Below are 13,297 nucleotides of genomic sequence, written 5' to 3' on the forward strand. Positions count from 1 at the left end.
TTCCGGCACTCGAAGCCGGATCGGGCGCAGCAGCGCTGATCGGCGCGCGATGCAGGCGGCGCTGTTTCGTGGTGGCCGCAGGCTTGATCCAAACGGCGGCATCGAGATCGAATTGATCCCAACGCGCGCCCAGCACTTCGCCACGCCGCGCGCCGGTGAGCAGGATCAGCCGCACCGCATCGGCGGCGCGCTGGCATCGAGGGCGGCGCACAGCCGCCCGATTTCTTCGGTCGAGAGATAGCGATCCCGGGCGCTTCCGCGTTCCGGGCGAACCCGGCGGCCGGGTTGTCGGCGCGGATGCGCCAACGGATCGCGAGATTGAACATCTTGCGCAGGATTTCGCCAACGCGGTTCGCCCTCACCGGCGTCGGCTTGCGGCCTCGCTTCCCCGGGTCAGTCCAATCGTGGAGGGCTTTCTTGCGTTTGGGGCCTAGCAAACGACTAGCACAAACGGACCCCTCCGGTTTGACGGCTGCTTGATGGCGTGAATCCCTGTTCCTACATCAAAGACGAAAACAGGTTGGAGAGCGGGTGTGGCGAGCCACGAAATCCTTGGGGAAGGCTTCGTCGAGACGAGACAAGGCTGCATCGGTTGTCGGTTCTAGCATTCTACGGTCCTTTGCAAATGATGTGGCGGTCGTCTGGTGTCAGTTCAAGAAGGCGCGGATGACTAGCCCTACCGCAGTCACTGAGCCGACACCTGCCAGCCAGAGGCCGACGAACCAGGCGGTCTTTCGGAAGGCACCGCTGGTCAATGATATCCCTCGTCCGGATCGATCTTGCCGCGGAAGACCCAATAGGCGTAGCCAGTGTAGGCTAGAATGATCGGCACGAGGACGGCCGCGCCGACGAGCAGGAACTTGAGTGAGCTTTCCGGAGCGGCGGCATCCTTGATCGTAAGGACGCCAGGGATCATGTACGGATAGAAGCTGACCCCGAGACCTACGAAGCTGAGCACGAAGAGACCCAGTGCCGCGAGGAAGGGCTGCAGGTGCTTGTCATGCGTCAGCCCGTGCCAGAGTGCGAAGGCACAGAGAGCCAGCAGCAGCGGCACGAAGGACGAGAAGAAGGCCGTCGGCCATCCGAACCAGCGTTCGAAGTACCTCCCGTTGATGAACGGCGTCCATAGCGACACGATCCCGATCAGCGCGAGAAGCAGAAGGCTGAGAGGCCTCGCCAGCTTGGCAGAACGCGCCTGGATGTCTCCGCTTGTCTTGAGATTGAGCCAGGTGACGCCGAGGAGGGCATACCCGACCAGCACAGCTATTCCGGTCAGGATCGAGAAGGGCGTCAGCCAATCCCACCATCCACCTGCGTACTGTCGGTTCGAGACCGTGATCCCCTGAACCAATGCACCAAGAGCGATCCCCTGCATGACGGCGGCCACGGACGATCCGATCCAGAACCCGAAGTCCCACAGATGGGACTCGTGATGGGTGCGCCAGCGGAACTCGAAGGCGACACCCCGGAAGATCAGGCTGACCAGCATCAGGATGATCGGCATGTAGAGCGCCGGTAGGATTATCGCATAGGCAAGCGGGAAGACCGCCATCAGCCCGCCTCCGCCGAGGACGAGCCAGGTTTCGTTGCCGTCCCATACCGGCGCGATGGTGTTGGTCATGACATCGCGATCGCGGCGGTGTCGGAAGAACGGGAAGACTATCCCGATCCCAAGGTCAAAGCCGTCAAGAACGACATAGGCGAGGACGGCGAAAGCGATGATGCCTGCCCAGATGAAGGAGAGTTCAATGTCCATGATGTCCTCCAAGCGGATGATCCTGGGAAGGCCCGGGCGTGATGCCAGCCGTCCTGATCGGCCCTAAGTCCAGTTCGTGATCCTCCAGTGGCGTCGGGGGACGACGCATGAGCTTCAGGAGGTAGTAGACGCCCGTGCCAAACACGATGAAGTAGACGACGATGAACGTAAGGAGCGACGCGCCCACGGCCGGAGCAGATACAGGAGAAAGGCTATCGGCGGTTCTGAGGTGGCCGTAGACAGTCCAGGGCTGGCGGCCGACCTCGGTCGTGTACCAACCCGCGAGGACCGCGACAAACCCAGATGGTCCCATGATAAGCGCGGCTCGATGAAGCCAACGGGTTTCGTAGAGTGTTCGCTTCCACCGTGCCCATAGTGACCAGAGACCGGTTCCCAACATTAGGAAACCAATGCCCACCATTACGCGGAACGTGATGAAAGGCATCAGAGCCGGAGGACGCTGATCACGCGGCCACTCCTTCAGTCCTTTGATCTCGCCGTCCCATTCGTGCTTCAGGATCATGGACCCAAGCTTCGGGACTTCTACTGCATAATGTGTGGTCTCGGCCGCGTCATCTGGGATGCCGAACAGGATGAGCGGTGCACCATCCTCATAGGTGTCGAAATGGCCTTCCATCGCCGCGATCTTTGCGGGTTGGTGCTCAAGCGTGCTGAGCCCGTGCAGATCGCCGACGAATATCTGGATCGGGGTGACGATGGCCGCCATCCACATCGCCATCGAGAACATGATCCGTGCCTGACGGTTCTCCCGGTCCTTGAGGAGGTGCCAAGCGCCAACAGAGCCAACGGCGAAGGCCGTGGTGAGAAACGCTGCTAGCACCGTATGGGTCATGCGGTACGGAAATGACGGATTGAAGACGATCTGCCACCAGTCTTCGGGAACGAAGACGCCGTTGGGATCGATGCTGAATCCGGCGGGCGTATGCATCCAGCTATTGGCGGAGGTGATCCAGGTCGCCGAGATCAGCGTCCCGATTGCCACCATGGCGACCGCTACCATATGCGCCGTATCGCCGACACGCTTACGGCCGAACAGCGCTATGCCGAGGAAGCCAGCTTCCAGGAAGAATGCGGTCAGGACCTCATAGCTCATCAGCGGCCCGACAACTGGTCCGGCCTTGTCGGAGAAGGCAGACCAGTTGGTGCCGAACTGGTAGCTCATGACAATGCCGGAGACGACGCCCATGGCAAACGTCACAGCAAAGATCGTCTTCCAATATTCGAACAGCTTCAGGTAGGCCGGGTCACGCTTCCAAAGCCAGATCGCGTTCAGGACCGCCACATAGCTCGCGGTTCCGATGGAAAAGGCCGGGAAGATGAAGTGGAACGAGACGGTAAAAGCAAACTGGATGCGCGCCAGCATCTCCGCTTCGAGGCCAAGGAACGTCATAGCATTTCCTCTTTCAGAAGTCGTTTTTCGCTATTGCAATTTGTGACCTGCCTGATTTCCATCGGCGGGTTTGCTTTCAGCAGTATTGCTCCTGGGCCCGACGTAGTCACGGTCAATCTTGCCTCTTCCGCTGTGTAGTAAAACGGGCTGTTCACCAGCCAGTCCTTTAGGGGTCGAAGCGGGAGGAGGCATGCGAGGAGGGTGCACCCACGAGGGCTGTACGAAACCTCGATCCAGACCGCGATGGCCACGGCGGGAATGCACGTGAAAGCAGATCACGAAAAATGCCGGCCCGTCGGCGGGGTCGGCGCAGACTTCGCACTTGGGCTTCAAAGTCAGGAAGCCGTCGAAGAGGTGCCCTTGCCCGCAATGCAACGCGGACATAGCCCGCGTATGCCGGTCCGGATTGAAGGCAGAGGGGGCATTCAGTTGTCATGATTTCATCCTTGAGACTGGATCGAATATATGCATCGTGTACCCATACAATCATCCGATCAATCTATAAAGCTTCTAAATTGCCGCATGATAGTGGCCAGATCCGCGCCGGGACGCAGCGCTTCGCTCCCAGTTTTTCGACCCGCCAAGGACGAAGTATCTCCACTGGATTTCGGCTACTTGCGGCTCGGACGGTAGTCAACCAGTCAGGCCGCCGCCTTCGACCGTAGCCACCCAAGCTCCAACCCGACCCGGACGAGCGCGTCCACCAGCGTCGTCATGTGCTCGTCCGTGTGGAATGGGGTGGGCGTGATGCGTAGCCTTTCCTGTCCGCGGGCGACCGTCGGGAAGTTGATTGGCTGGGCGTAGATGTCGTGGTTTTCCAGCAGGCGCTCGCTAGTGTGCCGGCAAAGATGCGCGTTCCCGATGATGACCGGGAGGATGTGGCTCGGTGTATCGAGCACAGGAACCCCAGCCGCCTGGAGCATGGATTTCAGCTTGGCGGCATTGGCTGCCTGCATGGCCCGCTCTTCGGGATGGGCCTTAACATGCTCGACAGCGGCAAGCGCCCCGGCGGCGAGATGGGGGCAGAGCGAAGTAGTGAAGATGAAGCTGTTCGCAAGGCTCCGGATCACATCGATCAGGAGGGCGGAGCCGACGACGTATCCGCCCATCACCCCGAACGCCTTGGCGAGCGTGCCTTCTATGATGGTGATGCGGGGTGCCAACCCGTCTCTGTCGGCGATACCGCCGCCGCGCCGTCCGTACATCCCGACCGCATGTACCTCGTCAAGGTAAGTCAGCGCGCCATAGCGTTCGGCGATGTCGCAGATCGCGCCGATCGGGGCGATGTCACCGTCCATGCTGTACACGCTCTCGAAGGCCACAATCTTCGGCCGGGCGGGGTCGACGGCCGATATCAGTTCATCAAGGTGCGCTACGTCGTTATGCCTGAAGATGCGTTTCTCAGCGCCCGAGCGGCGGATGCCTTCGATCATCGAGTTGTGGTTCAACTCGTCAGAGAAAATGACGGCATCAGGCAGAACCTTGCCCAACGTGCTTAGCGCGGCGAGGTTCGATATCCAGCCGGAAGTAAAAACGAGAGCCGCTTCCTTGCTGTGGAGGTCCGCGAGAGACGTCTCGAGCGCCACATGCTGGCTTTGGTTTCCCGAGATGTTGCGTGTCCCTCCGGTTCCTGCGCCGGAGCGGTCTATGGAGCTGTGCATCGCCGCGAGCACGTCGGGTTGCTGCCCCATTCCCAAATAGTCGTTGCTGCACCACACGGTAACGCGCCGCGGCCCATGCGGGCCGTGCCACAGAGCTTCCGGAAACTCGCCCGCCAGGCGCTCGACCTGGATGAAGGTGCGGTAGCGGCCGTCCATCTTCATGTCGGCTATGACCGCTTCGAATTTCTGCAGATAATCCATCATTCGCTCCGTTGCTTGACATCCAGGTCCATATAATGTCCATATATTGGTCTATTGAGTGGATCACAACGGAACTTCGATGACTGCGACATCATGGACGCCGACGCTTTCGACCAAAGAGGGCCCTATCTACCTGGCCATCGCGGACGCGCTGGCTGCGGATATCTCCTGCGGACGGTTGCCGGATGGCGCGCGCCTGCCTGCCCAACGCAGGCTCGCGGATGACCTCGGCATCGACTTCACGACCGTCGGCCGCGCCTATGCGGAGGCGCGCAACCGGGGGCTTGTCGAAGGCAAGGTCGGCCAGGGAACCTACGTGACGGCACGGCGGAGCCCGCCCCGGGCGCAGCCCTCGGGCCTCGTGGACATGAGCATGAACCTGCCGCCGCGGTTTCCAAACTCCGTCCTGTCCCACAGGATGTGGGAAGCCACGAAGGACCTAGAGGGTCAGGGACTTGATCTTCTGATGCGCTACCAGGAGCCTGGAGGCATCATCGAGGACCGCGCCACCGCGACATTCTGGCTGGCTCGGAGGCTGCCCGGTCTGACCTTCGACCGCGTCCTGATAGCTTCTGGCGCACAGGGCGCGTTCCACGCTGTGCTGAGCGTTCTGGCGGAGCCTGGAGATACTATCTGCACCGAGGGCCTTACATACCCCGGCTTCCGGTCAGTGGCCTCCCACCTGCGCCTGAATCTCGCGCCCGTCGAGATGGACGAACATGGCTTGCTCCCCGAGGCGTTCGAACGCGCGTGTAGGGAGGCTAAGCCGAAAGCCCTGTACTGCATGCCGACGCTTCATAATCCGACCACGAGGACCATGCCGCTCGTACGCCGGCGAGAGCTCCTTAGCCTGGCGCTGTCGTTCAAAGTTCCGGTTATCGAAGACGATGCATACGGAGCGATGATCCCTGACGCGCCCGCACCGCTTTCCGCTCTAGCGCCCGAGATCGTCTATCATATCGCAAGCCTCTCTAAGTGCCTTTCCCCCGCTCTCCGGGTCGCCTATGTCGCCGTGCCCGAGGGACGCAGCCTTAGAGTTGCCAGCGCCATGCGCGCCTCGGCGTCTATCGTGTCCCCCCTCACGAGCGCGATCGCGGCTCGCTGGATCGAGGCGGGACTGGCGGATGCCGTATGTGATGAGATTGCGAAGGAGACCGCCACGCGACTGGCGGTCGCTCAGGCGATGCTTCCGCTGGGGGTCGAATCATCACCAAGCGGCTTCCACCTCTGGCTCAGCATCCCCGCTCCGTGGACGAGAGGAGAGCTGGTTTCGAGGCTGCGGTCCGTCGGCATAGGCGTTGTCGCGAGCGACGCCTTCGCAGTCTCGCATCCACCGGAAGCGGTCAGGCTAGGGCTTGGCGCTCCGGCAAGCGTCGACGAGCTAAAGAAGAGTCTAGGCGTCCTGGCCGATTTGCTGTCGCAGCAGCCGGCCGTCTCGACGATGGTCGTTTGAGCGGCGGCGCATTTTGTTGAAGTCATTTTGGACCAGCGACAACGGCGGAACGGTCGCGGCCCATCACCAGGCTCACGTACCGAATGTCACTCCACCGGCATGACAACCGGGGCGTCCTTGTTCTTAAGCAGCACGACGATGAACTTCGCCGGTTTAGACGTGCTCGCATTGCGGCTGACCAAGTGAATGTCGGAAGGACCTTCGTAGAAAGTCTCTCCTGGCGACAAGGTGACTTCTTTTTCTCCCTTGACCTGCATCACGATCGAGCCCTCCAGAACATAGACGAATGCACTTGCCTCATGTTTGTGAATAGGATCGGAACCTCCTGGCCCATACCCGACCGATATCATCAGCCCCTCCTTGCCAGGATAATTTGGAAGGTCCTTTTTCATGAGCGGTGTGACGATTGCAGTGTCGTCAGCGGCAACCGCCAAAGTGCCAAGGAGGCAGACTGTAGCTGACACAAACAGCGCTTTTAGAGCTGAGTTCATTGCCGTAGTTCCTTTGGTTTTGGACAGGATGTGCTTGACGCGTGGACTTACTTCGGCTGCTGGGACTGACGGAACCAATCCTCGAAGCCGATCTTGCCGATCCTCGCACCCTCGCCGGGTACAAGCGACCGATCATCCAGTTCAGAACCGAAGTAGCGCGCATGAACATCTGCCTCGACTGTACGTGGATCGTTGGCGGCTTTCAGATATCGGGCAACGATTTCGTGCATGCGACCCCGCTCGGGACCCGCAATCTCGATCGTACCGTTGAGCGGTTTCCCGAGGGCGACTTCCGCCATCACATCGGCAACGTCGTCCGATGCGATAGGCTGGAAAGATGCCGGAGAAAGACGAGCGACGGTACCAACGGTAGCTTCATCGGCGATGCCCTTCAGGAATTCGAAGAACTGGGTGGAATGGACGATTGTGTACGGGATAGGTGACGCTTTGATGAGTTTCTCTTGGGCGAGTTTAGCCCTGAAGTACCCGTTTTCCGGCAGTCGCTCCGTCCCCACGATCGAAAGGGCAACATGGTGCTTTACACCAGCCTTGCCTTCCGCGGCGAGCAGATTGCGACCCGACGTTTCGAAGAACTCGAGGACCGCCTTGTCTTCCCACGAAGGCGAGTTCGCTAGGTCAACGACGACTTCTGCACCGGCTAGCGCTTCCGCCAGACCTTCTCCGGTGATGGTGTTAACGCCGGTGTTTGGCGAGGCGGCTAGTACCTCGTGGCCCTTATTGCGCAAACGCGCCGCGGTCTTGGATCCGATTAGCCCGGTGCCGCCGATAAGAACGATTTTCATGACGAATCCCCCCTTTGAGGCCCTCTAGGACCAAGGTCTCAAGTTTCGATCACGCAAGGCGCAATCCGCCGCAAACGACGTCTGAGGCGTGGGCTTGGGTAAGCCGAAGTCGCGTCCAATATCGTCACCATGGCTGAGGTCAGTCGAGACCGAACCTAGCCTCGCGCTATCGGACATATTCTTCCCTAATCAGATTAAGCGCAACCTAAATGGCGAGACGCGCGGAGATTCAATTTGGGCGGAGGGCATGGAGTCATAATCGCCGTCGGAAATCCCGATCATTGCACCGGGATGCTGTGCTTTACTATCCTCAATCGGCGAGCGGATCCGCGACCGGCATATCATTCAAGAGAGCCGGTTCGTCAAACCAAACACGAAGCGACCCTGCACCCTTGCGTGCGCATCTTGCTGATCGAGTGCGTGAAGTCACGTCATACAAATGTACTGCAGTGGGAATCGGCTTTGATGTAGATTTCAGTAGGGCTCGGCTGCCCCGTCTTCGACGACTGCTGATGGCGGATATCGTTGAAAAGTGCGTTTCTACAACGTCTGATTTTTTGGAGAGGCCGAGACAGAAAATTGACGTGGGGACCTGCCTATTCTCAAGCAGCATGTGAGCCGTGTAGCGGAGTTGAGGCGGCATCGAGCAGCAACATTCGGATCCCGAATTGGCCGACTTTTCGCTAAGCCCCAATTTTGGAGTTTTCAACACAATCGGCGCAAAACCGGACAGGTAAGCTATGTTCGTGTAAGGGCTTGAAATTATAAGTCTCTGTTCAATCACGCCCCCGCAACCAGAATTTACGAATAATATCAAATAGCTCCGGGTTCCCCCGGCTCCACAGCTTTTTCGAGCGTCTTTGGATCCTGACTGTTCAGCACGAGATCGTAACCGACAGGATCTTCTCAAAGTCCTGCGTCTTGTAGTCGATGACCACGTCCGCCCCGAGACTTTTGACCAGCTCGGCATTCTTCGCGCTCGTCGTTATCGCGGTGCAGCGCTGCTTATGGGAGTGATCATGGCACGGGGCGCGTTACGGGTGTTGCGGCGGACGTTCAGTCATTCGGATCTCTGGCGCTCGGCAGGCGGCAGCAACCTATTGAGCCAATTCCGTGCGCTATTCCGCTCTATTGGACTAAATGAGCGGAATTCCGCTTGCATTCGTCCGCTGAATGATGTAGCGGAATTCCGCATATATACCATAAAAGAGCGGTATTCCGCATGGCGAACACGATCTTCAATATCCTCGGCACGCAACTGCGTGAAGCCCGGGTCCGACGCGGCCTGAGTCAACCACAACTGGCCATGCGGGTCGGGCGAGATCGAGCGCGGATCTCCGAACTCGAGCGCGACCTGAGCGGTGACCGATTGGGCCGCGATCGGCTCACTCTATTCGCCGAGATATGCGATGCGCTTGATCTTGTTCCCGTTCTCGTGCCGCGTTCTCGCGCCCTGGAAGTCCGTGCCTTGGTCAGTGAGACCGACAACGAGGAGCGACGCGCGCAACCCGGCCGCACGGCTTTCGACGAATTGTTCGTCGATCTCGGCGCCGAGGATGAGGGCGAACGCTGATGGCAAAAAAAGAGCCCGCTATCCTTGGCGTCCATCTTCTCGATCATGCGCGTAAACCGGTCCGGGTCGGCACATTGACACGAGACGGGGATGGAGGCGTCGCGTTCTCGGTTGCAGAACCGTATCTCAGACACCCAGCGCCCTAACCTCAGCCTCGGCTGGTATGATCCGGACAGCGATAAAAGCACCCGTGATCGGCTTGCCTATCGCGGAGACAAGATCGGTCTGCATGGAACATTGCCTCCATGGTTTGCCGGATTGCTGCCTGAGGGGGCCCTTCGCGAATTGGTTCTCAAATGGGACCCGGGGACCATGATCAATTCGACGTCGTAACCCGGCTTGGTGCCGACCTGCCGGGAGCAGTCCTGATCACTCCAGAAACCGGTGTGCCGACCTCGACAGGTCCGTTTGAGATGGAGACGGTCGCGGGCTTCCAGGTGCCGTTGCCGGAAGGCGCCGTGAAATTCTCCCTGGCCGGCATCCAGCTCAAATTCACCGCCAATCCCGAGGGCGATCGCCTTACGGCACCGGGCAGGGGCGATACTGGCCGCTGCATCATTAAGGTTGCGAGCGAGCGATTTCCCGGCCTGCCGGAAGCAGAATATGGCGCCATGCGCCTGGCGGAAATGATCGGCGTTCATACAGCCAAATGTCGCCTTGTCTCGCGCGACTCAGTGGTAAGCGTATCCGCTCACTTCCTCGAGCACGGCAAAAGCGTCCTGGTCGTTGATCGCTTCGATCGAACGCCCGATGGCGAGCGCCTCCACATCGAGGATGCCGGACAGATCATCGGTGCGGTCGGAGATCGCAAATATACGATGGCCACGACAGAGACCGTCCTCAATATGGTGCGTCGCTTCAGCACCGATCACCGAGAAGATATTCTGGAGGCGGTACGCCGCGTTGTCGGGGATGTGCTGCTTGGAAATGGCGACAATCATCTCAAGAACTGGTCATTCTGGTTTCCCGAACCCGGCCAAATACGCCTCTCGCCAGCCTATGATATCGTCCCGACAGTCCTGTTCATGTCGGGTGATACTATGGCGCTACGGTTTGTCGGGACCCATAATTTCGAGAATGTAAATCTGCGTCGCTTCGAACGGGTCGCGAGCTTCTTGCGCGTCGATCCGAAATGGATCGTTGATGAAGTCAGATCCACCGTCACGCGCGCCCTCGAACTATGGCCAGACCGCGCCAACGAGTTTTTAGGCGAGGAACGGGCGAAGCTAATCATGGATCGGCTGTCGACGCTCCAGCTCGTCCGCGAGGTGGGGGGCTAGACCCGCCGGCGAAGCCTGCGTGTTCCGCAACGATGGTTTGCGTGCCGCCCGCAACCAACGCTTACAAAACGCAGAATTATTGAGATACGTCATAGAAGCTCCTCCGCGTAAGCGTCGAGGATTTTTGCGTTCGGGCACAAGAAGCGAAGGAGCCGAGCCGTTGTTCCGGGCGTAAGGCCTTGGTGCTGGGTTGCGCAAATTTCACTCTTGTTCAGACAGCTGTCAGGTCGCCTCTTACGCAGATCGCCAGCTGCTCCAATGAGGTGAAATATCTGCGATAGAGGCTTTAGCCGCGAGACGGAGGGCGGCGAAGGCGGTGGTCCGATGCCCCTGACGCTCGATCAGCCGACGGTGAAGGCAGGCAGAGGGTTTCGCGCCAATAGATGCATCCGTGGATACCGGCGGGCGAGTTGCCGGTATCCACAGCCGGCTCTTCGGAAATCTTCTCATCAGTTCCGGTATCAAATCCCGTTCAGGCAATTGTCAGGCAAGAGGCAGACAAGGACGCATGGCGACAGAAGCCATAGCCGGTGGTTGAAACACAGGAACTATGAACATGGCCTATCAAGCCGTACCGCTCGGCCGCGCCGGCGCCAGCTGGACCTTCTTCCTCCTGGCCGCGACCTGGCTGTTGCTGCTTTCCATTTTTCACGCATTCCCGGCGATGGATATTGCAGTCTCGTCGTTCTTCTTCCGCGGAGCGCTTTGCGGGGGAGGTGCGGGATGCGGCAGCTTTGCCTTCGGCCGCTATGAATCCATCAAATTGCTGCGCTGGGCTCTCTATGTTTTGCCGTACATCGCGGCCGTCGCGATCGTGATCGCCGTCACTGCGGGAAGCTTGTCAAAATCGATTGCAGCGAAAATGCCGATGCGGCGCCTATGGCTCTCGCTCGCCACTTTGGGCCTCAGCACGGGATTGATCGTCAACCTGCTGCTGAAGAACCATTCGGGGCGTCCCCGCCCGATTCAGACCAGCCTATTCGGCGGTCACATGGACTTTATGCCGGCCGGATCGTTTCTCGGTCAATGTACGAGCAACTGCTCCTTCGTGTCTGGTGAGGCGTCGGGAGCCGGCTGGTTGCTGTGCCTGATGTTCCTTCTGCCGCCGAAGGCAAGGCTCTGGTTCGGCTGGCCGGTTGCCATTGCTTCAGTCGCGACCGCAGTCCTGCGCGTGGTGGTCGGCGCCCATTATATCTCCGATGTCATCCTCGGTTTTTTGATGCCGATCGTCGTTTTCTCCGGCTTGATCGCACTCGAACAGCGCATTCAAACTCCCGCCAGATGACCGGCGATACTCACACAGAACAATGTTTGACTGTCCTCTGAGGCTTGGTGCACGCCGGATTATATAAGCGCGTTGTTCTTGGGTGCGGTCGACAAGTTGACCCGAATTCATACCCGTCTCATCGACGGCCCACCTGATCCTTCTCGGATATATCCTCGGTGTCAAATGGGCTGCCACCTTCGACGTTCTGATCCAGCTTGGGCGATCCTCGCCATCTTGCTGGTTTCTTCCGAAAGCTCGCGGAGATCGTTTCGCAGTTGCCACGGAGCCGCCGCGCGCAGCATTTCGTGCTTGCTGATTACCGACACCCGAGATATCCGACAGGCGGATATCATGGCGCATCGGAGGATATCCGTCAGTCAGGCAGGCGCTGGCGCTCCTGCGACTCGTGGAAATGTCTTCCGTGACCAAGCGGTCGCCGCTTCGGGAGTGTTATGTGATCCAGTCGGTGGGTTAAATTAGAACTCTGTCTATTGTCCTTTGGGGAAACGGCCGCAAGCCATCGCGAGATCCGTTGCAGCCACGGACCCGAAGCGGCCGCGGAGTGCTGGCGAACCGCACTCGCCGGCTCTTCCACCCGCCACATCGTTTGGTAGCAGTCTTCGATGAGGCAATAGGGTCGGACCAGTTTTGCATGTCGCCTGACACTCGTGCAAATCAACACCTTGAGCTATCTTGAAGAGTGGCTGGCACCCGAGGACCGGTATAAGTCGAAATACGCCAAACTTGGGCCTCAGGCCATAGATGTAAGGCGCCCGGACATTGGGTCGCATATCTTACGCGGCGCTACCTGCGTCGAACGACCGTCTGGAGTCCACGCGCTGCAAGGCGCTGGAAATGCTGATGATGAGCTGGTTCGATGATCCGCACCGTGGCACGCGCGATCTTGATCTGCTGGGCTTCGGCGATCCGAGCGCTGAGCCGATGCTGGCGACGTTCCGTGAGATCTTGGCGCAGGACGCCGGTGATGGCGTGGAATTCGACGCTGACGCACTTCGCGTCGACCGCATTCGGGAGGAGCTGGAGTATGGCGGACTCAGACTGAGGACGACGGCCTCGATCAGCGGCGCCCGGATCAGTCTGACGATCGACATCGGCTTTGGCGATGCACTGGAGCCTGGTGCCGAAGAACTGGACTATCCTTCCATGCTCGACTTCCCAATACCCCGACTACAGGGCTATGCGCGCGAAACGGTCATTGCCGAGAAATTTCAGGCGCTGGTGGCGCTGGGGCGTGCGGGATAGGTCGTTCAACCAGTCGCAGGAATCGTTGGTTGCGAGCCCCCCCGCAACCTTTCGAAGGGCATGTCACCAATAGCAAAATGCTGATGTTGTTCGTTCCACGTGTTTTGCACCGAAGTAACGGGCGCATTAAATGCCGCG

Annotated in this window: 11 protein-coding genes and 3 pseudogenes; 7 read left to right on the top strand and 7 right to left on the bottom strand. The window is 59.3% G+C overall.

The window, feature by feature from the left end; translation table 11 throughout:
- Positions 1-49: 49 nt before the first annotated feature.
- Entirely contained in the window at positions 50-241 is a 192-nt protein-coding gene (locus A3C3_RS46305; RefSeq protein ID WP_022718716.1) for a hypothetical protein, read from the top strand.
- A 510-nt stretch (positions 242-751) separates the two neighbouring features.
- Here the strand turns inward: A3C3_RS46305 and cydB are convergent.
- The 4 genes and pseudogenes from cydB to hemA form a co-directional block, all read right to left on the bottom strand.
- The gene (gene cydB / locus A3C3_RS0132460) at positions 752-1,756 is read right to left on the bottom strand and encodes a cytochrome d ubiquinol oxidase subunit II (protein WP_022718717.1); all 1,005 of its coding nucleotides are present in this window, start codon (positions 1,754-1,756) and stop codon (positions 752-754) included.
- Positions 1,746-3,167 (bottom strand): cytochrome ubiquinol oxidase subunit I, encoded by a 1,422-nt coding sequence (locus A3C3_RS0132465; protein WP_022718718.1) that lies wholly within the window; start codon positions 3,165-3,167, stop codon positions 1,746-1,748. The genes cydB and A3C3_RS0132465 overlap by 11 nt, the downstream gene beginning before the upstream one ends.
- 113 nt (positions 3,168-3,280) lie before the next feature.
- Positions 3,281-3,592: pseudogene (locus A3C3_RS47460) on the bottom strand (DUF983 domain-containing protein); the annotation flags it as partial.
- Between the two features lie 216 nt (positions 3,593-3,808).
- Entirely contained in the window at positions 3,809-5,032 is a 1,224-nt protein-coding gene (hemA, locus tag A3C3_RS0132475) for a 5-aminolevulinate synthase (RefSeq protein ID WP_198019868.1), read from the bottom strand.
- A 76-nt stretch (positions 5,033-5,108) separates the two neighbouring features.
- On the opposite strand from hemA, the gene A3C3_RS0132480 reads away from it, so the two are divergent.
- Positions 5,109-6,482, top strand: coding sequence for an aminotransferase-like domain-containing protein (locus A3C3_RS0132480; protein WP_022718721.1), 1,374 nt, complete (start codon positions 5,109-5,111; stop codon positions 6,480-6,482).
- A gap of 86 nt (positions 6,483-6,568) precedes the next feature.
- Here A3C3_RS0132480 and A3C3_RS0132485 read toward each other — a convergent pair whose 3' ends face one another.
- The 3 genes and pseudogenes from A3C3_RS0132485 to A3C3_RS47465 form a co-directional block, all read right to left on the bottom strand.
- Positions 6,569-6,973, bottom strand: coding sequence for a cupin domain-containing protein (locus A3C3_RS0132485; protein ID WP_022718722.1), 405 nt, complete (start codon positions 6,971-6,973; stop codon positions 6,569-6,571).
- Between the two features lie 47 nt (positions 6,974-7,020).
- Positions 7,021-7,776 carry an SDR family oxidoreductase gene (locus A3C3_RS0132490; RefSeq protein ID WP_022718723.1) on the bottom strand — a complete coding sequence of 252 codons (756 nt, stop codon included), beginning with the start codon at positions 7,774-7,776 and terminating at the stop codon, positions 7,021-7,023.
- Positions 7,777-8,598: 822 nt separating this feature from the next.
- Positions 8,599-8,786, bottom strand: a pseudogene (locus tag A3C3_RS47465) (zinc-binding dehydrogenase); the annotation flags it as partial.
- A gap of 212 nt (positions 8,787-8,998) precedes the next feature.
- Between A3C3_RS47465 and A3C3_RS0132495 the strand changes: the two are divergent.
- The 5 genes and pseudogenes from A3C3_RS0132495 to A3C3_RS39875 all read left to right on the top strand — a co-directional run.
- Entirely contained in the window at positions 8,999-9,349 is a 351-nt protein-coding gene (locus A3C3_RS0132495) for a helix-turn-helix transcriptional regulator (protein ID WP_022718724.1), read from the top strand.
- 296 nt (positions 9,350-9,645) lie between these two features.
- Positions 9,646-10,629, top strand: coding sequence for a type II toxin-antitoxin system HipA family toxin (locus A3C3_RS41910; RefSeq protein WP_233450671.1), 984 nt, complete (start codon positions 9,646-9,648; stop codon positions 10,627-10,629).
- A gap of 556 nt (positions 10,630-11,185) precedes the next feature.
- Positions 11,186-11,914, top strand: coding sequence for a phosphatase PAP2 family protein (locus A3C3_RS0132505; RefSeq protein ID WP_028740193.1), 729 nt, complete (start codon positions 11,186-11,188; stop codon positions 11,912-11,914).
- A gap of 151 nt (positions 11,915-12,065) precedes the next feature.
- Positions 12,066-12,212: a hypothetical protein gene (locus A3C3_RS47470; RefSeq protein ID WP_233450708.1), complete on the top strand. Its 147-nt coding sequence runs from the start codon at positions 12,066-12,068 to the stop codon at positions 12,210-12,212.
- Between the two features lie 539 nt (positions 12,213-12,751).
- Positions 12,752-13,150 (top strand): annotated as a pseudogene (locus tag A3C3_RS39875) (nucleotidyl transferase AbiEii/AbiGii toxin family protein); the annotation flags it as partial.
- Positions 13,151-13,297 lie beyond the last annotated feature (147 nt).

This window comes from Rhizobium mongolense USDA 1844 (assembly GCF_000419765.1).
In the GTDB taxonomy this organism is placed as follows: domain Bacteria; phylum Pseudomonadota; class Alphaproteobacteria; order Rhizobiales; family Rhizobiaceae; genus Rhizobium; species Rhizobium mongolense.